A 21,344-nucleotide genomic window follows, 5' to 3' on the forward strand; every position below is an offset into this window, starting at 1 on the left:
CGGGGGAAACGGGAATCGATACCGATCGGGATCGTCGAGAATTGTCAAAGATGCTGGTGCACAGCATATTTCGATGATCCTTCGACTCGGTCGGCAATCCGCGCAAACCCCTTGCCAAGTCCACTCGGACCGGCGTATATTCGAACACGAGTTCGAAACACGGGGGGTGTGATGACCGACGATCATGTTGCTGGCGAGCAGGTGTCTGAGGTTGTTGACCTCTATCGTCAGCTCGATGAGTTGATCGACCGGATCAGCGCGGTCGATACGACCAGCGCGTCGTATTCGGAGATTGTTGGTGTTGCGCAGGCGCATGAGCGTGCTGTGCGGCGGTTGGGGTTTGTCGGTTTGCGGCGTCTGGTCGACTGCGATGAGCGTGGTGTGGTCGCCCGGGAGGGGTTCGCCCGATTCACAGATTTTTTGGTGTCGCGGTTGCGGATCACCGATCCGGGGGTGCGGCGTCGGCAGATCGCAGCGTTGCTGCCGACGTATTCGCTAGCGGGTGAGCAGGTGCCGACGAGGTATCCGCATGTGGCGCAAGCCTGGTCAGACGGCGCTATCGGCACCGCGCATGTGTCGGCGGTGCTGGCGGTGTTGGACAAGATCCCGGCCGCAGTACCAGTTGAGCTTGCTGCTGCGGCTGAGCGGGAGATGGCCGGGTATGCCCGCGAGCACACCCCGTCACAGTTGACCCGCCTGGGGGAGCGGCTGTTGGCGCATCTGGATCCGGATGGTGACCTCGCCGACGACGCCGACCGGAAACGTCGCCGTAGTGTGACGGTGGGTCGGCAGGATGCGGCGAAGATGAGTCGGTTGACCGCCGAGTTGGATCCGATCACCCGGGCGATGCTGGATGTGGTGCTCGATGCGTGGGCGGCGCCGGGAATGAACAATCCCGCCGACGAACACTCCCCGCACGGTCACCTCGATGACGCCGACCGCGAGGCCTTGAAAGCTGCCGCCGACCGCGACATGCGGACACCCGGGCAGCGCAATCATGACGCGTTGACGGCGTTGCTGCGGGCGGTGCTTGATGGCGGGGTGTTGGGGACATCGCATCGGGGATTGCCGCCGCATCTGATCATCAAGATCACCGACGCCGAGTTACGTGCCCATGCGGGGGTGGGGGAGACGGCGTCGGGGGCGGTGTTGCCGATCTCCGATGTCATCGAGCTCGCGGCAGGGGCGCAGGCGCATTTGGCGGTGTTTGCCGAGCATACGGCCGAGCCGTTGTATTTGGGTCGGGCGGCGCGGTTGGCCAATCAGGCTCAGCGGATGATGATCATGGCTCGTGATGGTGGGGGTTGTTCGGCGCCGGAGTGTGCCACCCCGGCTTCGCGGGTCGAGATTCATCATGCTGAGGATGATTGGGCCGATGGCGGGTACACCGATGTCATCGAGTTGGCTGGGGCGTGTCGACCCCATAACGGCAAGGTCGGCACGAGGCCGGGCCAGTACGCCACCCATATCGTCAAGTCTGGTCGGGATGCGGGGCGCCCGGCGTGGCAGCGCAACACCAGTGGTCAGTTGCCGGTGTTGCCGGCGCGGATCAACCGTCACCTGCAGGCGGCGGAGGTTTTCGCGCGTCGTCTGCGTGAGAACACGGTCGGTGCCGGCCGGGCGGGTTCTGCGGCAACAGATTCCGTCCCGGGGACCGGGCCGCCCCGCAATGTTCGTCGCCGCCGCGTTCCGCGGTTGATCGCATCGGGGTACTCGGTACAGCGGATCACCGCCGACGACCTCAAACACTGACGTGCTCAACCGCTGAAATCTGAACCGCCGACAACCCGAATCGCAGACGACCTGAGACGACCGTGCGGGGTGCCCACACGGTCGTCTCAGGCTGGGCCGGCCTTCAGAACAGGAGCGCGTCAGCGCAGGCTGAGTCTGGCGCTCAGAACAGAAGCCACGTTGGGGAGGTCGTCGACATCCTGGACGTCGAGCGCGATGCTGACGAGCTTGCCTCGTGGCGGTGTGTCGGCGATCCGGCGGCGGAGGTCCCGGGACAATGTCTCGTTGCTCAGCAGTGCGGGGCGGAGGCGCTCCGCGAAATGAAAGGCAACGCGAAAGAACCCGTCGTGAATATCCGCCCACGCGACCGTCTTTCGTCCCCTGGTGGCCTTCAACAGCCAGCCGCCGTCACGGAAGTGGCGCCACTCTGCGACGACATCGTTGTCCGCGAGGGTCTGGGTGAATGCAGACCATGCACCTGCAGCAGGTCCGAGCGTCTCGCCGATCGATTCTTGGGTGGGCGGGTCGTCGGGGTCGGACAGTGCGGTACCCATGAGGTCCATCGTATGGACGGGGGCGACCTGACCGACCGGTTAGCGTGTAGTGCATGGCCATCAAGCTCGAGAACGTGGGTATCGCCGTCGACGATCTCGAGGCGACGATCGCCTTTTTCGTCGACCTGGGCCTCACCGTGATCGGCCGAGACACCGTCAGCGGTGAATGGACCGACACCGCCGTCGGACTCGACGGCAACCACGCCAACATCGCGATGCTCGAGACGCCCGACGGCCAAGGGCACATCGAACTGTTCGAGTACATCCATCCCGAGGCGATTGCGACGGCACCGACCCTGCCCAACGAGATCGGTATGCATCGCGTCGCTTTCTCGGTCGACGACATCGACGCCGCCCTCGCCGTGGCGGCCGAACACGGCTGCCACCCGCTGCGGGGTGTCGCCAACTATCGAGACATCTACAAGCTCACCTATGTGCGCGGCCCCAGCGGGATCATCGTCATGCTCGCGGAGGAACTCCAGAGCTGACGGCAGAACCAGAGCCGACGACATACCGCCTACGTCTCACGTCTCACGTCGCCGGTCGGTCAGGTCGCCTGAGGCCGGTCGTACGATCGGCACATGGACGTCGAGCGCGAAACCGAAGAAATCTATATCGCGGGCGGCTGCCTCTGGGGAGTGCAGGCCTTCATCGCGACGCTGCCCGGGGTGACGTTCACCGAAGCCGGGCGGGCCAACGGCACCAGCACGTCCATCGACAGCGACTATGACGGCTACGCCGAATGCGTGCGGACGCGATTCGATCCGGCGACCGTGAGCATCGAGCAGCTGATGACGTACCTCTTCGAAATCATCGACCCGTACAGCGTGAACCGCCAGGGGCCCGACGTCGGCGAGAAGTATCGCACCGGCGTGTACTCCGAGACGTCGACGCATCTCGAACGGGCACAGGCTTTCATCGACGCGAGAGGCGACGCCGATCGCATCGCCGTCGAGGTGCTTCCGCTCGCCAACTACGTGCGCAGTGCCGAAGAGCATCAGGATCGGCTCGAGCGATTTCCCGAGGACTCATGCCACCTCCCGCAGGAACTGCTGACCAAATACCGCAGCTGACGTCAATGTGGGCGCCCGACGTCCACGCCGGTCACGGCAGGATGGCGTCGACGTACCCACCGTCGACCCGAAGGGCGCCGCCCGTCGTCGCAGACGCCAACGGAGACGCCAGGTAGGTCACCATGTTCGCGATCTCCTCCGGTTCGATGAGACGTTGGATCAGCGATTGCGGACGATGTAGGCGCATGAACTCACGCTGCGCCTGCTCCCAGGGCAGATCCTGGCTCACCAACTGGTAGACGAAGTCCTCGACACCACCGGTGTGGGTCGGTCCGGCGATCACCGAGTTCACCGTCACCCCGGTTCCCGCGGCCTCCTTGGCGAAACCACGAGACAACGCCAGCAGAGAGGTCTTGGACATGCCGTAGTGGATCATCTCGGCGGGGATCACCACCGCCGAATCGCTCGCGATGGTCAGCACCCGTCCCCAACCACGGTCTTTCATGCCGGGCAGCGTCGACCGGATCAGCCGGATCGCGGTCAGCACATTGACCTCGAAATAACGACGCCACTGCGCGTCGTCGATCTCCAGCGCGGCCTCGGCGCCAAAGATGCCGAGGTTGTTGACCAGGATGTCGACCGAACCGACGGCATCGACCGCCTGATCGGCGCCGTCGGTGTCCGTGACGTCGCCGACGGCGGAAACCACCTGGGCGTCGGGTGCGCTGCGACGAATCTCTTCGATGGCGGTCTCGACCCGTTCGGCGCTGCGACCGTTCACACCCACGCGTGCGCCGGCGCGGGCCAGGCCCAGTGCGATGGCCAGCCCGATTCCCTGCGTCGAGCCGGTGACAAGGGCACTCTTGCCGGTCAGATCGATCCTCATGGGTGCGACGGTACCCGGGACGTACAGGGGGACACGGCTTGTCCGGGGGACATCCGCGCACAGATGATGATGCGATGAACCAGGTCGTGCTGCGCGGACAGTTGGTCTGCGCGAACGCCGACGAGATGGATGCGGTCGCGCGACATCTACCCGGCCACATCGAACTGACCCGCGCCGAGCCTGGCTGTCTCGCATTCGACGTGGTCCGTACGTCCGACCCGCACGTCTGGCAGGTCGACGAGACGTTCGTCGACGCCGCCGCGTTCGAGGCGCACCAGCAGCGAGTTGCAGTCAGCGACTGGGGGATCGCCACGTCCGGGATCGAGCGCAGGTACACCGTTCACGGCACAGGGTGACGGCACACAACCGGGTCACCGGCGACGACCGGGTGAGAGTTTCGTCAAAACCGCTTGGACCACGCCGGCGGTCACCGATACTGCATCGGTGATCCTCACCAGGCAATCCCTCCTCGGTGCGACCATCGCGATCCTGGCTGTCGCAGGAGTGGTGGTCTCGGGCCACGGCATCGGCAATGCCGCACCGCAGGCCGGATGGCGGTACACGATGGTGGCGTTCAGCAACACCAGTGCGCGCGACATGGATGTCTACCGCTCGGGGGACGGTACTCGATTCGAACTCGTCCGGTCCTCGGCCTACCGGCCGCCGTCCGGCCTGGTGCGCGATCCGAGCATCTTCCGGAACACCGACGGAATGTACTACGTCACCTACACGACCGCGGACGGGGCGAATGTCGGCTTCGCCCGTAGCCGGGATCGAATTCACTGGGCATTCCTGGGGAATTGGCCCGTGCCGTTCTGCTGTGCCCTGCTGCCCGGGACCGGGGACGGCCGAGGTTTCGGCTCGTCGAGCCCGCCGGGCTCTTCCGGTTCGGCCGGATCGAGCGACGGGCCGTCGCTGTCGCCGTTCACCACCAAGGCATGGGCGCCCGAATGGTTCGTCGAGGGTGGTCGGGTCAACATCATCCTGTCGATGTCGACCGGAGGTGGGTTCGTCCCGTACCTGATGACCGCGCTCGATCCGTCGCTGCGGCTGTGGAGCCCGCCCGTCCCGCTTGCCGGTATCGGAGCCGACCACATCGACACCACCGTGGTGAAGGTGGGCGCGACCTATCACGCGTTCACCAAGAACGAGACCAGGAAGGTCATCCAGCATGCGGTCGCATCGTCGCTGGGCGGACCCTACCGCTTCGTGAGGCCCGGACCCTGGGGTTCGTTCGTGGAAGGCCCATCTGTGGTCCGGTTGCCGAATGGTGCGTGGCGGCTGTACCTCGACGCCTACACCAGGGGCAAGTACCTGTACTCCGACAGCACCGACGGTCTGCGCACCTGGACGCCGGTGAAAGAACTGCCCGGGATGTCCGGGAAGGTGCGTCATGTCGGGGTGATGCGCGAACCCGCGTGACGGTGAATCAGTAGGGCATCACGCGCGACGTGGGCCCAGAGGAGGTCGACAGCAGATGGGAACACTCGGATACACCGCGACGATATCCCTCGACGGGTACGCCGCCGACGCAGACGGCGATTTCCAGTGGTCCGCCCCGAACGGGTCGGTGTTCGACGCCCATGTCGCTCGGATGGGGGAGGTGTCCGTCGAGGTGCTGGGTCGCAAGACGTATCTGCTGATGCAGTATTGGAACTCCGCACCCGACGGCGAGGAATGGTCCTCGGCCGAACAGGAATTCGCGCGTCGCTGGCAGGCGATCGACAAGATTGCGGCGTCGTCGACGCTCACCGCCGCCGATCTCGGCTCCGATCGTGACCGACTCGTGCCCGATCTGGGGCTCGACGAGTTGCAGCGCATCGTCGACAACGCGACGGGCACGGTCGAGATTTTCGGACCCACGGTGGCCGCGCCGGCGATCCGGGCGGGCATGGTCGGTGATTTCCATTTCTTTGTCGTCCCCAAAATCGTCGGCGGTGGACTTCGCGCGCTCCCTGATGACGTGCGCCTCGACCTGCGTCTCGTCGAGCACCAGATCTTCGACAACGGCACCGCGCTGCTGCGCTATTCACCCCGCTGACGTCCGGCTGTATGCCGAGAGCCTGACGTCCGGTAGGCATCGGTTTCCCGCCCGACCTGCACCCGATCGTTTCCGACCGCGATTGTCGGGCGGCATCGGCCTTGCGCCCGCCAGTATCGAAGGCGAAGGAGGGCCACCATGATCGGCACACTCAATGCTCTCGTCGAACTCGTCGACAGCCGGACCGACAACGCCGTCGACGTTGCGGGCTTCGCCCGTGACCACGGGACGACCGAATATCACCTGCGGAGGATGTTCGCCGCGTTGGCGACGATGCCCCTTTCGGAGTACATGCGCCGTCGTCGGATGACGTTGGCGGCAACCGATCTGATCAGTAGCGACCTCGGTCTGCTGGACATCGCCGTTCGCCACGGATACTCCTCGGCGGAGGCATTCGGTCGCGCGTTTCGGTCCGTGCACGGTGCGAGTCCGTCGGATGTGCGCACCCATGGTGGCCCGCTCAGAACACAACCGATGCTCAGATTTCGGCTGAGCGTGGAAGGAAACTCTCCCATGGATGTCTCCATCAGCGAACGCCCCACCTTCGTCCTCGCCGGTCACTCAGCACAGGTGCCGCTCATCTACGAGGGTGTCAACCCGCACATCGCCGACCACATCGCGTCAATCGCACCGGAGGAACACCTGCGTCTCAAGGGACTCGGCGACACTGAGCCCGGCGGCATCCTGGCGGTCACCTGGGGGCAGGAGCCCGATGCGCCGGAAGGTTCTCCGATCACGTACCTCCATGGGGTGGCGGTGAGCACCGACTCTGCGGTCCCCGCGGACCTCGACACGATGCCGGTGGACGCGGGGACCTGGGTGACGTTCCATTCGAGCGGACCGTTCCCGGACGCGCTGCAGCAGACATGGGCGGCGACGGCCACCGAGTGGTTTCCGTCGAATCCCTGGCGGCTGCGTCCGGGACCGACGATCCTGCGGTATCTCGAACTGACCGAAACGCATGCGGTGTGCGAGATCTGGATGCCGGTGGAGCGCGCCTGACAGACGGGTGGCAGGGCTGCGTCCGACTCGGCGATCGCCGACATCCGCGGTCGGCGGTGCGACGCAGATACATTGGCGGCATGGGTGAGCGGGTCACGAAGGAGCAGTTCGCCAGGGAGCAGGTCGTTGCTTTCCGGCTCGGCACACACCATCTGGCCGACCGGTTACCACGGCAGCGGCAGGCCGCTGCCGTCGGCGCGTGCGGAATCCAGAACAGTCCACCGGGATCCGCGTTGCTGGCAGTGCACGCACGCCTTGACGGAGTCACGGAGGCAGGACTGGCCACCGCCGTCGACGAGGACAAGAGTCTGCTGCTGACCTGGTGTATGCGTGGCTCGCCATATCTGGTCCCCACCGATGAGGCCGCGGTGTTCACCACCGGGGTGTTGCCAACGACCGAGGGCGCCACCCGGCGATTCATCCTCGGTGTCGAACAGTCACTCGATCGGCTCGAGATGAGCATCGCGGACACCGTCGGGCTCGTCGATGAGGCAGTGCGCGCCGTCCTGCGCGGCCGACGCCTGGCCATCGACCAACTCGGCGTCGAGGTCGCGGCGCGTGTCGCCGACCGGTTGTCGCCGAGCGCTCGTGACGTGTGGGAACAAGAAGGCCCCCATGCGCCCGGGCAACCGATCGGGGAGGCGGTTGTGCACTTCTGTGTTCGCATCCTCACCCTGCAGCAGGTCCTGTGCTTTGCTCCTCGGATCGAGAACAAGGCACCCTTCGTACTGACCGATGAATGGTTGTCGGAGCCGATCCCGTCGCTGAGTCCCGAGGCTGCCCGCAGCGAACTGCTCCGACGCTATCTGCACACGTACGGGCCTTCCACGCGTGCGGCTTTCGCGACGTGGCTCGGGATTCGATCCGGGGATGCCGGTCCGTGGTGGGATCTGCTCGCCGACGACATGGTGCCGGTCGCAGTCGAGGGCACTGGACGGAACACCACCGCGTGGATGCTCGCCGACGACGTGGACGCGATGCGCGCGGCCTCGCTGCCACAGGGGGTTCGGCTCCTCCCGCCGCGAGATCCGTACACGCAGCTACGGGACCGCACGACGATCGTGGACAAGAGCCGTCACCGCCAGGTGTGGCAGCGCAGCGGCGATCCGGGAACAGTCCTCGTCGACGGCGAGATCGTCGGGACCTGGCGCCCCCGCAAGAGCGGGCGGACCCTGACCGTGCGCGTCGAACCCTTTGGTGCGCTGACGCGCCGCCAGGAAAAGGGGATTCGCGACGAAGCCGACACGATCGCGCCGCTGCGCGGGGCGTCGGCGGTGTCCGTCGAGCTAGCCGGCGCATGACGTCGAGAAACCGCCCGGACTCCTCCTCTGCCCGGACTACCCCTCTGCCCGAAGTGCTCATCCGTCCACGAAAGCCGCATCGGCGCAGCCACAATCGAGTAGCGTTACGCCCTACGGTCGCGAGTGGTGAACCGAGGGGAGAACGATGACGACCACGACTGCCAACGACACGCCATGGTCACTCGAGGTGTTGCTCGATCTGTTCGACGTCACGCGCGTGGACACCGATCGATTCACCGGCGCAACAGGCATCGCCGGCGAACACGGCAGGGTCGTCGTCGAGGGCACGCAGGTTCTCGCTCAGGCGATCGTCGCGGTCGCACAACGGTTTCCGGACAAGTCTGTGCGGTCGGCGCAGGCGGTGTTCGCTCGGGCGGTGACCGTGGGGCCGCCGGTCGACTTCGACATCGACGTCGTCCACGAGGGGCGTTCCACCGCGACCGCCGTCGTCGCCGCGGGGCAGAACGGCAAGAGATGCGTCACCGTGACTGTACTCGCGGACGTGCCGACGGCAGATCTGATCACCCATCACCTCCCACGTCCCGAGGTGGCGACGCCGGCCGAGGCGTTCGCCGCCCGCATGCCGTTGCACGGTCGCGAGGTGCGCCTCGTGGATGTCGCGGAGGTCAACAGTCCGGACGAGGTCGGGCCGCCCGAGCTGCATGCGTGGCTGAAATACGATCCGGTACCCGAGCGGGACGACCTGGCGAAGGCATTGCTGGCGCATTTCACCGGCCACCTGGGAATCTCCACCACCATGCGGGCACACGCCGGGATCGGCACCAGCCAAGCGCATCTCACGGTGTCGACCGCCCCCATGACCATCGCGGTCAGCTTTCACGAACCGGTCCGTTGGGACGGATGGATCCTCTACACACACGAGAGCACCCAGGTCGGTGCGGGTATGTCCTACGTACGCGGCACCGTGCACACCGAGGCAGGTGCGCTGCTGGCGTCTTTCGTGCAGGACGGTCTCATCCGCCCGCTGCGTGCATCCGACTCCGCGGTCGAGTCGAACGCGAGGCTCTGACCGTCTGCACGCCCCACGGCGGCGGTCAGGTTTCGCACCCACAGTCGACGGAGTCGCGGGCCCGCGCCGGAAGCTCGGCGAGCACCTCGGCCTTGGTCGGTTCGAAGCTGAGATACCCCGCGATGGCACTGCTCTCCGGCAACACCTGCTCGTAGCTCCAGGCGACGTTCTCGACGACGGTGTCGCCGACGACGGCCATCCAGTACGTGGATGCGCCTTTGTAATTGCAGTACGTGGACAGCTCGCTGCGGCGCAGCAGATCGGTGCGCACGTGCGCAGGATCGACGTACAGGACCGGTTCCAGGGAGGTCTCGAAGACGATGACGGTGTCCGTGGTGTCGACCAACGTCACCTCGCCGATGTCCACCCGAAGGCGCCGCGTCGTCGGTCGGCAATCCACGCGGTGGTAGGGATTGGGCGGGTAGTAGACGAGTTGGCGTCCCTCCTCGTACCAGGTGTCGACGGCATCCCACGGCACGTGCACGTAGCCCGGCGCTTCCGGTTCTGGTTCGGTCGGCAGGCCCCCGAACTCATCGACCGGGACCTCATCGACCGGGAACACATAGCTGAGGAACTGGCCCGGCCGGTGAACCATCAATGCACGCTCGGTGTCCAGGACGGTCCGGCCGTCGCGGACGGCCGTGACGCGTCGCGGGTGTGGTTCCACGAACACCAAGTCGGCGGGGAGCGCGCCGGAAAACCAACCGGCCGGGTTCCCGCTCAGTGGGCCGTGTCCGGCAACCAGACTCATCGTGTTCCTCCCCGTTCGGGATCGTGGTGTTCGGTGTCGACATGCTCTGCGGTGCCGACGTGCTTTGCGGTGCCGACGTACCTTGGCCCCATTGCGTTGCACCTCCGATGTCGTACCCCAGGCTAGTGGTCGCCTGCGGTCTCGGTCCGGTCAATGGCCGAGCGAGGCAAGCAACTTCTCGCTCTCCTCCCACAGGCGCGCGGCGGCAATGTCGTCGAGAGCGACATCTGCCGGGATCACTTCGGCCATCCGATGAAAGTAGCGTCCGCCTGCCCGGCCGACCTCCGGCGCCGTGGCCAGCCAGAGCAACGTGTCGGCGGGTTCGTCAGGCGAGACCTGGTCGCCTGCTGCCATGTGCGCCTGCATGATCTCGTTGGCGTGGGTGCTGAAGTTGCTCGCCACCACGCCCGGATGCATGGCCTGTGCGACGATCCCGTCGGGGGTGACGCGCCTGGCCAGTTCCCTCGTGTACAGGAGGTTTGCGAGTTTCGCGTCCAGGTAGTGCACGCCGTAGCGGGACTTGCCGAGGCCCTGGAGATCGGTCCAGTCCAGGCCGGGGCTGCTGCGATGTGCGGTGGAGGACACCGCGATCACCCGGACCGTACCCGGTGGGGATTGGGCCGCGCGCGACGTCAGCGCAGGCATGAGTTCGCGCGTGAGCAGGAATGGCGCGAGATGGTTCGCGGCGAAGGTCGCCTCGGTACCTTCGGCGGTGACGATCACGCGGTCCCGTACGCCGCCGGCGTTGTTGATCAGCACGTCGACGGTTGCCGTGCGCGACATGATCTCGGTGGCGACCCGCGCGACCTCGGACATGAGGTCGAAATCGGCTCGCAGCATCGTGAAGGAAGCCGAATCCGGTGCGGCCGAGGATATCTCCGCCTCGGCGTCGGCGCTGCGGACGGGATCGCGACCGACCCCGATGACATGCCAACCCGCCGCCACCAGTTTCCGTGCCGTCGATCTGCCGATCCCTGAGCTGGCGCCGGTGACCACCGCGACCGGCCGGTCGGTGCCTGATGTCATCAGTCTCTCGCTGTCTCTCGGTGTGGGCTCAACGTGGCAACAGCCCGTTGAGCAGCAGGTCGACGGTGAACTGCACGCGCTTCTCGAACTCCGCGGGGGTGGGTTCGCGTCCGCTGACGATCCTGCGGACCCAACCGCTGACCACCATGCTCATGAATGTCTGTGCGGCGAGCGCGGTGTCGGTCGGGGCGATGGAGCCGGTCGACACGGCGCGATCGAAGAGCCCGGCGACGAAGTCGATCACCGGTTTGGTGCTCTGCGTGTAGTACGCCGACAGGATGTCCGGGAAGCGAAAACTCTCCGTGTTGATGATGCGTTGGAGGCGAAGGCCTTCGGGGGTCATCACCTGGCCGACCCGCAGTCGGGCGACCGCTTCCAGACTGCCGGCCAGGTCGCCCTCGTCGAGGTCTGCGAGCGTCTCCGGTGGCACCACCTGGCGTTCGATCGCACGCTGTGCCGCGGCACGGAACAGGGCCGCCTTGTCGGTGTACCGCGCGTATACCGTTCGCCTGTTCATGCCGACCTGGGCGGCGATCATCTCGATCGTCGCCTGTTCGAAACCGAGCTCGAGAAACAGATCGAGCGCGGCGTCGAGCAGTTGCTCGTGGCGTGCCTCTGCTTGCGCTCGTGTGGGTCTGCCGGCCCGGACACGAACGGACGGAGACGGATCCGTCATGTCGGACTCGCAGAATTCGGCCCTTGTGCCGTGATGTGGCTCACGGTAAGAATGATACATGCCAGTGCCCATTAATTGCGACCGATCATGCCGAAGGAAGAAGGTGTCGCCGTGACCTCAGCCGTCGACAAGCTGATGCAGACCGCGGATGCCCCGGACCGTTTCGACCACTCGCACGCCGATCTGCGAGATCTGCAGGTCGAGGCGCTCGACGAGCGCTTCCGGGAGCGTCGAGACCGCATCAAACTCCTCGGTCGTCGAGCTCGTGACGCCGCACTCACGCAGGTTCGCAGCCGTGAAGACATGGTGCCCCTGCTCTTTCCGCACACCGCCTACAAGAGCTACCCCGAGAGCTACCTGATCGAGGAACGCTGGGACCGACTGGGCAAGTGGCTGGGCACCGTGTCTCCCCATCCGATCAGCCCGATCGACACCGACGACGTCGCCGGCATCGACGATTGGATCGGAAAGCTCGAGGCCAACGGACATTACGTTTCCTGCTCGAGCGGAACGACGGGCAAATCCGCGATGCTGCTCGCCAGTGAACGAGACATGGAGTGGTCACGCAAGGACACCGTCAATGTCTTCTCCTGGGGCTCGGGAGTGCAACCCGCCCGCGACCGTCGGATCATGGGTCTGGGCGCCACCGCGTCGGTACCGAAGAACGCGGTCATCGCCAGTGCGCAGCTCGCCGCGTTCGGGGACCCCGACCGTGAGCGCTACCGGCTGCCGGTGCCGCCGATCACGGTCGGCTCCCTGACCTCGATGGTGGTGCTGCGCAAGAAGATTGCCGACGGCTCCGCGCGTCCGGAGGAACTGGCCGACTACGAACGGATCTCGAAGGAACGACAGGAGGCCCTGGATGCCGCGATGATCGACGGCGCCGAGGCGCTGATCCGGTACCGCGACGAAAAGCTCTACATCTCGGGAATGTGGAACTCGCTGTACCAGCTGGCGAAGATCGTCCGCGACCGCGGATACTCCGCGTCGGATTTCCACCCGGACAACTGCATCTACGTCGGTGGAGGTCTCAAACGCGCCCAGCTGCCACCGGACTATCAGGAGTTCGTGCATCAGACCTTCAACATCCCGGCCAATCGCGATTTCCAGAACTACTCGATGCAAGAGCTCAACTCGGGTATGCCCAAATGCCGGCAGGGCGATCGCTACCATGTGCCGCCGTGGATCGTCCCGTTCGTGCTCGACGAGTCCGGCGATGCCCTGCTGCCGCACGAGTCCGGCGAGATCGAGGGTCGCGCAGCATTTTTCGACCTGTCGCTCGACGGTCGGTGGGGTGGCGTGATCACCGGTGACAAGATCTGCCTCGACATCGATCCCTGTGTATGTGGCGCCGCCGGACCATCGATCCGCAACAACATCACGCGCTATGCCGACATCAAGGGCGATGACAAGATCGGTTGCGCGGGAACCGTCGACGCGTACGTGCGGGGGCTGTCATGAGCCTCGTCGACACGCCGCCCATCGTCCGCGCGCCGTTCTTCCTACGCGGAGAGCTGGTCGAGGGCGACGACACCTCGCACCGCTCCCGTGACCTCGGTGTCACCTTCACGACGCCCCGGATCGACCTGGACCGTGCCGTCACGCCACGCAGCGAGGTACCTCCGCTGCTCGACGTCCCGTTCGACGAGATCATCGACTTCCTGGTCGAGACCGGGAACCGTATCCGTGACCCCGCGAATCCGTTCATGCGCGACTGCCTCGATCGGATGTCCGCGACGCATGTGTTGCCGCGGTCGGTGCTCGAAGCTCAGGTTCACGGTGCCGCAGGGTTTCTCGACCGGCGTGTCCTGCGCACGATCGTCGAGCAGAACTTCCCCGACCCCGGTGCGCTCGACGGATGGGTACCCAAGGAGGATTTCACCGGTCGCCGCAGCTTCGTCCGGGCGTTCGCCCCGCGACTGATCCATGTGTTGCCGGGCAATTCGCCGGGGGTCGCGGTGAAGTCGATCGCCCAGGGGGCGATGGTCAAGGCCGTCAACCTGTTCAAGATGTCGTCGAGCGATCCGTTCACCACCGTCGCCATCTTGCGGACCATGGCGGAGATGGATCCGCACCATCCCGTCGTGACCTCGATGTCGGCGGTCTACTGGCGTGGTGGCGATGACGCCGTAGAGCGAATCCTGTACCGCCCGCAGTACTTCGACAAGATCGTCGCGTGGGGTGGTGGCGATGCGATCAACAACGTGATCCGTTACCTCGGCCCGGGCTTCCAACTGGTGTCGTTCGATCCCAAGACGTCGATATCGATGGTGGGGAGGGAGGCGTTCGCCACCGATGAAACGTTGGATCTCGCAGCCGAACTCGCCGCCGCCGACGTCATGATCCTCAACCAGGAAGCCTGTGTCGCGAGCCGCTTCATCCATGTCGAGGCCGACGCCGACGACGTGGATCGCTTCTGTGCACGCCTGCACGAACGGATCGTCGACAAGGCCGCGGCATCGGGTGATCGCCGACCACTCGACATGGATCTGCGGGACCGGATCGACACGTTGGCGATGCTCGACGACGAGTTCCGGGTATGGGGCCACACCGACGGGACGGGCGTGGTGATCCGTTCCGAGGAGCCCGTCGACTTCCATCCGATCAACAAGATCGCCAACGTGGTTCGGGTGGACTCGCTCGACGATGCGATGAGACACGTCAACGTCGCCACGCAGACCGTCGGGTTCTTCCCGTTCGAACGGATGGCCGATTATCGGGATCGACTCGCCAGCAGCGGGGTGCAGCGCGTCGTCCGTCTCGGTGACGCCGGCCCGAGCACGATTGGGAACCCGCACGACGCGATGTACCCGCTGCACCGCTTCGTGCACTGGATGGCGCACGAGGACGGGGTGGCGCCGAGCGCGGCCGGGTGAGCCCGCGCCTCGCTCGTCCGCCCGACCGTAGGCGAGGCAATCCACGTCAGTACATCACGGTTTCATGATTGCGCCTCGCTGGCTGTGCGTCGCCGCTATCGTCAGCGCATGAGGTCCGCACATCTCCGGCGGCACTTGTTCTGCGCTGCATTGGTCGCACTGGTCGCCTCCGTCGCGGCCGGATTCGTCGCGGCCCCCGCGCACGCTCAAGCCGGTGGGGTCCACACCAAGGGCACGACGCTGACCCTCGACGGGCAGCCGTGGTGGCCCGCGGGGATGAACGCCTACCAGTTGGCCACGAATTGGGCGATCAACGCAGGCTGCGGTGCCCAGGTCGACCTCGACGAGTACTTCGACCTGCTGCCGCCGAAGTCGTTGACGCGATTCAACGTCTTTGAATCGTTGGCAACCAACAAGAACTCCGGCAAGCGCGACTGGAGGTCGGTCGACGCTGTCTTCGAGGCCGCGGCTCGACACGATCAGAAGCTCATCCCGGTGATGGCCGCTCAAGACGGTGCGTGCGAGGACGAACAGTACAAACAGCACTCCTGGTACGTCGACGGATGGAAGACGAGTGCACACGGACTCGCGTCGTCGTTCAAGGACTGGATCGAGGAGGTGGTGACGCGGTATCGGGATGCGCCGGCCATCGCTGCCTGGGAGACCGTCGGCGAGCCCGAACCAGGTGTCTGTTCGGTCGGGCAGTTCAGCGTGTGCAATTGGGACGTCGCGTACTGCCCGTCCGATGCGGCGACGGTGCTGCGAACGTTCTTCGACGAATCGGGTGCGGTCATCAGACGGCTCGCACCGGACGAACTGATCACGACCGGTCTCATCGGTGGCGGTCAGTGCGGAAGCGCCGGAGGCGAATACGAGTACGTGAACGCCTCGGTCAATGTGGATCTCCTGCAATACCACGATTACGGCGCGGACGGCATCCCGCTGCCGGGGGACGAATGGAACGGACTCCAAGCCCGAATCAACCAGGCCAAGGACCTCGACAAACCGATCCTGGTGAGCGAGATCGGTCAGGGTGCGGGAGCACCCTGCGCGACGCACACTCAGCGAGCTGCAGACGTGGACAACAAGATCGGGGGACAACGCCTGGCCGGAACCGCGGGCGCGCTCCTGTGGGCATTCGTTCCGGACCCACGCCAAGACGACTGCACCTACGATGTGGGGCCGGGCGATCCGCTTTTTGGGGTGCTTGCGAAGTACAACACCGTCGGTGACGTCGATCCGCCGACGCCTGCTCCGGATCCGGATCCTGACGGGAACGGTTCGGCCGACCTTGGCTCGTCGGGCAGCTCCGGCAGCTCTGGCAGTTCGGGCGGCTTCGGTAGCTCGGGGGGTTGGGGGAGCTCGGGAAGCTCCAGCGGTTCGGGTCGCGCCGGGCGCTGACAGCAACCGGATTTCAGCCGACAGCAACCTCGACATCGCTGACAGCAACCGGATTTCGGCTCACAGCAACCTCCTCGCCCGAGTGGCCTGAGCATTCGGTGACCCACGGCGACATCGCCGGGGCGATCGTGGGCCGCCGGCCGGTTTCCGTCGATGAGAATCCGGTTGCTCTCGGCGGAATTCTGGTTGCTGTCGCGAGGGTCTGCGGCGTTCGATGGCGTCCGTCTCGATTCTCGTGGAATTCGTTGCGCTCAAGGAGATTCTGACGTCCGCCGTCGGTGCGACCGGTGGAGCACGGGAAGCACACCGACGGCACGACACGCCATCCCCGAGTGGGATTCGGGTGCTGTGTCTCACCCGATTTCTGCGGCGGTGACGTTTTTCACCGGGTCCGAATCACGCCCGGCGCCATGTCCGAAATGTCGGAGTCCGGTTGTTGCCCGATTGAAACATCCCCGTAACCAAAGCTCGTGGTCAGACGGTGAAAAGCAAAGCCTCTGAGGTGCTTTCGAGTGACTGGGTCGACCGATCAGGTCGAGGGTTGCGGGCTACGGACATGCCTTCGCGTGTTCTTTCGCCGTTCATCTCGGCATGTTTACGGTGTGGTCGCACCGGGTCGGGGGACACGGTCCTCGACTCACCTATCGCTGAGAGGGAGTAATGACGGCCACCACGGAGCACTTGTACGACACGGACGGTCGGATCGCAGATCAGGCCACGTCCGGCACCCGCGGTGCGGTCACGATGGAGATCGACACGGAACTGGTCGGTGATGCGGCATCGGCCCCGGTCGACGCGGATTCCGACCCGTTTTGCGAATCGGTGGCGCGTCTCGCTGCCTCCGCTCTCGACGCTCCCGTCGCGTTCGTCACGGTCGTGGAATCGGGGGCCGAGATCGTCAAGGGGGCCATCGACCGGGAGCGCTCGCGGCCGGCGACGACCACAGACATCGCCGGGGTCGTGTCGCGCGCGGAGCGGGAGCTGCAGGACGGCGACGGTAGGGTTCTGGGCACGTTGTGTGTTGCCGACCGACGCGAACGTGACTGGGCAGAAGAGGATCTGGCCCACCTCGCCCAGTTGTCCGGGTTGCTCGCCACACAGCTGTCCGAGCGTAGTGCGGTGCCGGCACAGTCATCGGGATCGGACCTGGCCGACGACCTCGACATGCTGGCGAACTCGGTGCACTCGCTGGCCGACCTCGCCGATCGCAGCGACGATGTGCGACTACATCGTCACGCCGCGACGTCGCGTCGACGACTCGCATCGGTGGTGGAAGCGGCGGGTACACCAGCGCACCGCGCCGAGACGGCCCGGCAGTTCGACGTGCGCCATGCCATCAACCGCGCGGTGCGCGAAGCGAGTTTCGTGACCGGCGACGATCGTATCGAAAGTGTTCTGGGAGAAAAGGTCTTGCCGATCGTCGGCGATCAGTTCGCGGTGGAACGGGCAGTGACCCACATCGTGAGCGCGGCACTCGACCACACCGGATCCGGTGTGGTGCGCGCGGAGTTGCATGTCGAATCGGACATGGCCGTCTTCGTGGTGACGTCCGACGACTGCACGATGTCGGCCGGCGAGTTGGCACGTGCGGTGGCGAGTGTCGATAAGACCAGGCCGTCATCGGCAGCGGCGGGAATCCGACTGCACGGCAACGAGACCGTGGTGTCGGGTAACGGCGTGCGAGCAGCATCGGGTCCCGACGGAACCACCATGTCGGTGCGCTGGGCGATCGCGAATGGCTGACGCCGCGTGGGTGGAACCCGCGGTTCACGGCGTGATCGCCACCGGGGTGTTCGTGGTCGGCTTCTTCGTCGCCCACCTTCGCTGGAAGGGGAAGGAGGGTGATGAGCAGGGCCAGGCAGGTGACTCGGGGCTGGACTGAACTGCACACCGGGGTCGGACTGTGTCTCGTTCTCACCATCACGGCGGGACTGCTCGGCGGCCTGGAATCGGGTCCCCTACGGGTGCTGGTGCCTGCGTGCGCGGTGGTGTGCCTGGTGATCGGGATGATGGCCGACGGATTCGTCGGCGTCGTGGTCGGACTCATCGCGGCCGCTGCTGCGGTGTCCGCGAAACGCTTTGTGGGAGTGTGGAACCGAGATCAGTTCATGTTGGCCGTCACGATCGCGGTGGCCTTGCTGGTGCTCGGGTGGGCGGCCGGGATGGTCGGGAGCCGGATACGAGAACTGGTGCGAGGTGCGGACACGGTCGAGACCGAAGCCGCGCCGGTGTTCGGTTCGTTGGGACTGCTCGCCGTCGAACGCGCGCGGCCACGTCTCGACGACGAGATCGCCCGGGCACGCGTCCACCGCCGCCCCCTGGCGTTGCTGATGGTGAACGTCCGGGTGACCGACGACGGGCTGGATGAGACTGCACAGCAATCGGTTCGGCGCGCAGTGGCGCGTCTCGTGGAGAGCTTGTTGCGGGAATCCGACGTACCCTTCGCGCTGACGGCCGACGAGTTCGGCGCGATCCTCCCCGAGACCGACGCCGTCGGCGCCTGGAGCGTGGTCGGGCCACTGGTGGACGCGGCCGGGCGATCGTCGTTCACCGACCGGGCGACCGGAGGCAGACGTGGCGTCGCCGACTGTGCGGAGGTGACCGCCGGTCTGGCGTTCCTGTCGGAGTCGACCGCAGACGGCGACGCGATGATCGCCGAGGCGCGATCGATGCTGGGAGCGCAGGTGATCGGGTGACGAGGGCGGCGGTAGGGCTGCTGATCCTCGTCGTGGTCGCGGGTGCGCTTCTGTGTTACTGGCGCTTGTCGATCCGCGGGCATCACCGACGACTGCGGCAGCTCGACATGCGTGTGCACGTCAACGGCATTCGCGGAAAGTCCACGGTGACCCGCCTTGTCGGCGGTGTGCTGCGCGAAGGCGGCTACGTCACGGTGGCGAAAACCACAGGCAGCGCCGCGCGCGTGATCGGGCCACGTGGCGAGGAGACCCCGATCTTCCGGCGCGGTGCGGCCAACATCAACGAACAGATCGATGTGGTGGCCGAGCACATCGTCGGCGATGTGGAGGCGCTCATCATCGAATGCATGGCGGTACGCCCCCTGTACCAGGAGTATTCGCAGGAGTACATGGTTCGATCGGACGTCACGATCATCACCAACGTCCGTGAAGACCACCAGGAGGAGATGGGGGAGACCCTCGAGGAGATCGCGGATTCGATGGCCGTCACCATCCCGCGCGGTGGGATCGTCATCACCGCCGAGGATCGGGAGTATCTGCGTGAGCGACTTCGGAAACGCGCCGAGGAACGTGGCAGCCGCCTGATCTACGCAGACCCCGACGACGTCGACGACGAGGACATGCGCGGCTTCGACTATCTCCAGTTCAAGTCGAACGTCGCCATCGGGCTCGCCATCGCCCGCATGGCGGGGGTGAGCAGGCAGGCCGCGTTGGAGGGCATGTGGAAGTCGGTCCCCGACGTGGGCGTGGTCCGATTGCGGTCCTACGACGTCCGGGGCAAATCGGTGTTGTGGGTGCCGATGTTCGCGGCCAACGATCGGGAGAGTGTCGCGTTGACGTTCGCGACGCTGCAGGCGCAGTTCCCGCCGGACGCGACCGTGATCGGGATTCTCAACAACCGCCGGGATCGTGGTCGTCGCGCAGAGTTGTTCGCGCACATGGTTCCCGACGATCTGTCCGGGTATCTGGACCATGTCATCACCTTCGGTGCCTATGAGGAGACCGTCACCAAGACGATGGTGGAACGTGGCTACGGGCGTGAACGGATCCATCAGAGGGGCGAGACGGTGTCGCCGACGCTCGATCAGATCCTCGACACGGTCGCCGACCTCATCGACGGTCCCGCCGGGGTTCTCGTCGGGATGATCAACATCCACACCGATCAGGCGGAACTGCTGATCGATCATTTCGCCGAACTCCGCGGTGCCGACCACAGAAGCGAGATCGACGAGTCCCGTGATCCACGTCGCGCGTCGATCGGGGTGTCGCGGTTGCGGCGTGCGGGCGCGCATCACGGACGTGTGCCTGCACCTGCCGGTCGGGAAGTGGAGGCCGGGTAGGAGTGTTCGAGTACGACTTCGCCCCAGAGGTCGTGCGCGTCGCACTGGTGATGGGTGTCGTGCTGAGCATGCTCTTCTACGAGCGTGTCCAGCTGACCACCGGTGGTGCGATCGTGCCGGCCTACCTGGCACTGAGTGTGATGGCGCCGCTTGCGATCGCCGTGACCGTCGGTGTCGGCTACCTGACCTATCTCGTGGTGAGTGTGCTACTCGCCAAGAAGCTGATCCTGTACGGGCGCAGGAAGTTCGAGTGGGAGATGCTCGTCGGGTTGGTGCTCATCCTGATCTGCACGATCGTCGCGGGCGCGGCGGGGAACTACGATCCCATGTACTTCGCGCTGGCAGGCATCGGATTCCTGGTGCCCGGCATCATCGCGCACGACATGTCGAGGCAGAAGCCGCTGCGGACGGTGATGGCGATCGGCGTGACCACGCTGATCCTGATCGTCTTCCTGCTGCTGTTCTCGTCGTTGATGTCGATCGCACCCGGCTCCGACAGCAATGACACCGTGCAGTTGGCGTCGGTGCTCGGGTATCCGCGTGAACTGCTGCTGCTCGCCGTCGCGCTGAGTGTCGCGGTCGGCATGCTGGTGTTCGCGAAGCTCGGGCTGCGATCGGGAGGATTCATCACCGGCGCCTATCTGGCCCTGGTGAGTCCACGGTGGCCCGACATCGTGTTCGCCGTCGTCGTCGCGGTGATCACGTGGTTCGTGGTGGTCAAACTGTTGATGCCGCGGCTGCTGATCTTCGGCCGACGCAAACTGTCGACCATGGTCCTGGTGGGCGCGATCGTCAGCTGGACCGCCGAACTGCTGGTCACCTGGTACACAGACGGCGACTACATCCCGTGGCGGGGGCTCACCGTGGCGACCCTCATGGTCCCGGCGCTCCTGGCGAACGACGCGCAGCGGCAAGGGTGGGAACGCACCGCCTGGGGATCGGCGCTGACGGCCGTCGGCGTGTACGCCGGCACCAATTTCCTTGCCGCAGCGGGTATCGCAGCCGGGTTGCTGTGACGAC

22 protein-coding genes are annotated in these 21,344 nt (G+C 65.6%); 17 read left to right on the forward strand and 5 right to left on the reverse strand.

From position 1 onward, the window contains the following. Positions 1-171: 171 nt before the first annotated feature. Positions 172-1,752 carry a DUF222 domain-containing protein gene (locus tag AAFP35_RS22315; RefSeq protein WP_419223847.1) on the forward strand — a complete coding sequence of 527 codons (1,581 nt, stop codon included), beginning with the start codon at positions 172-174 and terminating at the stop codon, positions 1,750-1,752. A 119-nt stretch (positions 1,753-1,871) separates the two neighbouring features. Here the strand turns inward: AAFP35_RS22315 and AAFP35_RS22320 are convergent, their stop codons facing one another. Then, positions 1,872-2,285, reverse strand: a complete 414-nt coding sequence (locus tag AAFP35_RS22320) for a DUF3788 family protein (protein ID WP_419223848.1) — start codon at positions 2,283-2,285, stop codon at positions 1,872-1,874. 53 nt (positions 2,286-2,338) lie between these two features. Here AAFP35_RS22320 and AAFP35_RS22325 point away from each other — a divergent pair, with 53 nt between their 5' ends. Further along, positions 2,339-2,773 (forward strand): VOC family protein, encoded by a 435-nt coding sequence (locus AAFP35_RS22325; RefSeq protein WP_419223849.1) that lies wholly within the window; start codon positions 2,339-2,341, stop codon positions 2,771-2,773. 93 nt (positions 2,774-2,866) lie between these two features. Further along, positions 2,867-3,358 (forward strand): peptide-methionine (S)-S-oxide reductase, encoded by a 492-nt coding sequence (locus tag AAFP35_RS22330; protein ID WP_419223850.1) that lies wholly within the window; start codon positions 2,867-2,869, stop codon positions 3,356-3,358. Positions 3,359-3,389: 31 nt separating this feature from the next. Here the strand turns inward: AAFP35_RS22330 and AAFP35_RS22335 are convergent, their stop codons facing one another. Beyond that, entirely contained in the window at positions 3,390-4,184 is a 795-nt protein-coding gene (locus AAFP35_RS22335) for an SDR family NAD(P)-dependent oxidoreductase (protein WP_419223851.1), read from the reverse strand. A 74-nt stretch (positions 4,185-4,258) separates the two neighbouring features. Here AAFP35_RS22335 and AAFP35_RS22340 point away from each other — a divergent pair, with 74 nt between their 5' ends. From AAFP35_RS22340 to AAFP35_RS22365, 6 genes are all read left to right on the forward strand, one after another. Continuing rightward, the gene (locus AAFP35_RS22340; protein WP_419223852.1) at positions 4,259-4,540 is read left to right on the forward strand and encodes a putative quinol monooxygenase; all 282 of its coding nucleotides are present in this window, start codon (positions 4,259-4,261) and stop codon (positions 4,538-4,540) included. Positions 4,541-4,628: 88 nt separating this feature from the next. Further along, positions 4,629-5,606: an arabinofuranosidase gene (locus AAFP35_RS22345; RefSeq protein ID WP_419223853.1), complete on the forward strand. Its 978-nt coding sequence runs from the start codon at positions 4,629-4,631 to the stop codon at positions 5,604-5,606. 55 nt (positions 5,607-5,661) lie between these two features. Further along, a complete protein-coding gene (locus tag AAFP35_RS22350) occupies positions 5,662-6,225 on the forward strand; it encodes a dihydrofolate reductase family protein (protein WP_419223854.1) in 564 nt (187 codons plus the stop codon). 138 nt (positions 6,226-6,363) lie between these two features. After that, a complete protein-coding gene (locus AAFP35_RS22355) occupies positions 6,364-7,227 on the forward strand; it encodes an AraC family transcriptional regulator (protein WP_419223855.1) in 864 nt (287 codons plus the stop codon). An 80-nt stretch (positions 7,228-7,307) separates the two neighbouring features. Further along, a complete protein-coding gene (locus tag AAFP35_RS22360; protein WP_419223856.1) occupies positions 7,308-8,528 on the forward strand; it encodes a winged helix DNA-binding domain-containing protein in 1,221 nt (406 codons plus the stop codon). A gap of 145 nt (positions 8,529-8,673) precedes the next feature. Then, a complete protein-coding gene (locus AAFP35_RS22365) occupies positions 8,674-9,558 on the forward strand; it encodes an acyl-CoA thioesterase (protein WP_419223857.1) in 885 nt (294 codons plus the stop codon). Between the two features lie 25 nt (positions 9,559-9,583). On the opposite strand, the gene AAFP35_RS22370 is transcribed toward AAFP35_RS22365, so the two are convergent. From AAFP35_RS22370 to AAFP35_RS22380, 3 genes are all read right to left on the reverse strand, one after another. Beyond that, on the reverse strand, positions 9,584-10,309 hold the full coding sequence (locus AAFP35_RS22370) for a DUF427 domain-containing protein (RefSeq protein ID WP_419223858.1): 726 nt from the start codon (positions 10,307-10,309) through the stop codon (positions 9,584-9,586). Positions 10,310-10,459: 150 nt separating this feature from the next. Continuing rightward, positions 10,460-11,335, reverse strand: coding sequence for an SDR family NAD(P)-dependent oxidoreductase (locus AAFP35_RS22375; protein WP_419223859.1), 876 nt, complete (start codon positions 11,333-11,335; stop codon positions 10,460-10,462). A gap of 28 nt (positions 11,336-11,363) precedes the next feature. After that, positions 11,364-12,011, reverse strand: coding sequence for a TetR/AcrR family transcriptional regulator (locus AAFP35_RS22380; protein WP_419223860.1), 648 nt, complete (start codon positions 12,009-12,011; stop codon positions 11,364-11,366). 111 nt (positions 12,012-12,122) lie between these two features. Between AAFP35_RS22380 and AAFP35_RS22385 the strand changes: the two genes are divergently transcribed. The 8 genes from AAFP35_RS22385 to AAFP35_RS22420 all read left to right on the forward strand — a co-directional run bounded on the left by AAFP35_RS22385 (position 12,123) and on the right by AAFP35_RS22420 (position 21,340). Next, a complete protein-coding gene (locus AAFP35_RS22385) occupies positions 12,123-13,472 on the forward strand; it encodes a hypothetical protein (RefSeq protein ID WP_419223861.1) in 1,350 nt (449 codons plus the stop codon). Beyond that, on the forward strand, positions 13,469-14,887 hold the full coding sequence (locus AAFP35_RS22390) for an acyl-CoA reductase (RefSeq protein WP_419223862.1): 1,419 nt from the start codon (positions 13,469-13,471) through the stop codon (positions 14,885-14,887). Before AAFP35_RS22385 ends, AAFP35_RS22390 begins: the two co-directional genes overlap by 4 nt. 108 nt (positions 14,888-14,995) lie before the next feature. After that, positions 14,996-16,288, forward strand: a complete 1,293-nt coding sequence (locus tag AAFP35_RS22395; protein ID WP_419223863.1) for a beta-mannosidase — start codon at positions 14,996-14,998, stop codon at positions 16,286-16,288. A 660-nt stretch (positions 16,289-16,948) separates the two neighbouring features. Beyond that, positions 16,949-18,031: a hypothetical protein gene (locus tag AAFP35_RS22400; RefSeq protein WP_419223864.1), complete on the forward strand. Its 1,083-nt coding sequence runs from the start codon at positions 16,949-16,951 to the stop codon at positions 18,029-18,031. Further along, positions 18,024-18,170, forward strand: coding sequence for a hypothetical protein (locus AAFP35_RS22405; protein WP_419223865.1), 147 nt, complete (start codon positions 18,024-18,026; stop codon positions 18,168-18,170). The genes AAFP35_RS22400 and AAFP35_RS22405 overlap by 8 nt, the downstream gene beginning before the upstream one ends. Next, a complete protein-coding gene (locus AAFP35_RS22410; RefSeq protein ID WP_419223866.1) occupies positions 18,133-18,984 on the forward strand; it encodes a hypothetical protein in 852 nt (283 codons plus the stop codon). Before AAFP35_RS22405 ends, AAFP35_RS22410 begins: the two co-directional genes overlap by 38 nt. Beyond that, positions 18,981-20,324, forward strand: coding sequence for a poly-gamma-glutamate synthase PgsB (gene pgsB, locus AAFP35_RS22415; RefSeq protein WP_419223867.1), 1,344 nt, complete (start codon positions 18,981-18,983; stop codon positions 20,322-20,324). The genes AAFP35_RS22410 and pgsB overlap by 4 nt, the downstream gene beginning before the upstream one ends. Before the next feature lie 2 nt (positions 20,325-20,326). Continuing rightward, on the forward strand, positions 20,327-21,340 hold the full coding sequence (locus tag AAFP35_RS22420; RefSeq protein ID WP_419223868.1) for a poly-gamma-glutamate biosynthesis protein PgsC/CapC: 1,014 nt from the start codon (positions 20,327-20,329) through the stop codon (positions 21,338-21,340). Positions 21,341-21,344: the final 4 nt, after the last annotated feature.

Source organism: Gordonia sp. CPCC 206044 (assembly GCF_048537895.1).
Lineage (GTDB): Bacteria > Actinomycetota > Actinomycetes > Mycobacteriales > Mycobacteriaceae > Gordonia.

Excerpts from the sequence above, each read along its gene's own strand:
- AAFP35_RS22350 (WP_419223854.1), top strand. The coding sequence starts at position 5,662 with ATGGGAACACTCGGATACACCGCGACGATATCCCTCGACGGGTACGCC.
- AAFP35_RS22325 (WP_419223849.1), top strand. The coding sequence starts at position 2,339 with ATGGCCATCAAGCTCGAGAACGTGGGTATCGCCGTCGACGATCTCGAG.
- AAFP35_RS22320 (WP_419223848.1), bottom strand. The coding sequence starts at position 2,285 with ATGGGTACCGCACTGTCCGACCCCGACGACCCGCCCACCCAAGAATCG.
- AAFP35_RS22390 (WP_419223862.1), top strand. The coding sequence starts at position 13,469 with ATGAGCCTCGTCGACACGCCGCCCATCGTCCGCGCGCCGTTCTTCCTA.
- AAFP35_RS22340 (WP_419223852.1), top strand. The coding sequence starts at position 4,259 with ATGAACCAGGTCGTGCTGCGCGGACAGTTGGTCTGCGCGAACGCCGAC.
- AAFP35_RS22335 (WP_419223851.1), bottom strand. The coding sequence starts at position 4,184 with ATGAGGATCGATCTGACCGGCAAGAGTGCCCTTGTCACCGGCTCGACG.
- AAFP35_RS22315 (WP_419223847.1), top strand. The coding sequence starts at position 172 with ATGACCGACGATCATGTTGCTGGCGAGCAGGTGTCTGAGGTTGTTGAC.
- AAFP35_RS22360 (WP_419223856.1), top strand. The coding sequence starts at position 7,308 with ATGGGTGAGCGGGTCACGAAGGAGCAGTTCGCCAGGGAGCAGGTCGTT.
- AAFP35_RS22365 (WP_419223857.1), top strand. The coding sequence starts at position 8,674 with ATGACGACCACGACTGCCAACGACACGCCATGGTCACTCGAGGTGTTG.
- AAFP35_RS22355 (WP_419223855.1), top strand. The coding sequence starts at position 6,364 with ATGATCGGCACACTCAATGCTCTCGTCGAACTCGTCGACAGCCGGACC.
- AAFP35_RS22375 (WP_419223859.1), bottom strand. The coding sequence starts at position 11,335 with ATGACATCAGGCACCGACCGGCCGGTCGCGGTGGTCACCGGCGCCAGC.
- AAFP35_RS22380 (WP_419223860.1), bottom strand. The coding sequence starts at position 12,011 with ATGACGGATCCGTCTCCGTCCGTTCGTGTCCGGGCCGGCAGACCCACA.
- AAFP35_RS22400 (WP_419223864.1), top strand. The coding sequence starts at position 16,949 with ATGACGGCCACCACGGAGCACTTGTACGACACGGACGGTCGGATCGCA.
- AAFP35_RS22370 (WP_419223858.1), bottom strand. The coding sequence starts at position 10,309 with ATGAGTCTGGTTGCCGGACACGGCCCACTGAGCGGGAACCCGGCCGGT.
- AAFP35_RS22410 (WP_419223866.1), top strand. The coding sequence starts at position 18,133 with ATGAGCAGGGCCAGGCAGGTGACTCGGGGCTGGACTGAACTGCACACC.
- AAFP35_RS22405 (WP_419223865.1), top strand. The coding sequence starts at position 18,024 with ATGGCTGACGCCGCGTGGGTGGAACCCGCGGTTCACGGCGTGATCGCC.
- AAFP35_RS22330 (WP_419223850.1), top strand. The coding sequence starts at position 2,867 with ATGGACGTCGAGCGCGAAACCGAAGAAATCTATATCGCGGGCGGCTGC.
- AAFP35_RS22395 (WP_419223863.1), top strand. The coding sequence starts at position 14,996 with ATGAGGTCCGCACATCTCCGGCGGCACTTGTTCTGCGCTGCATTGGTC.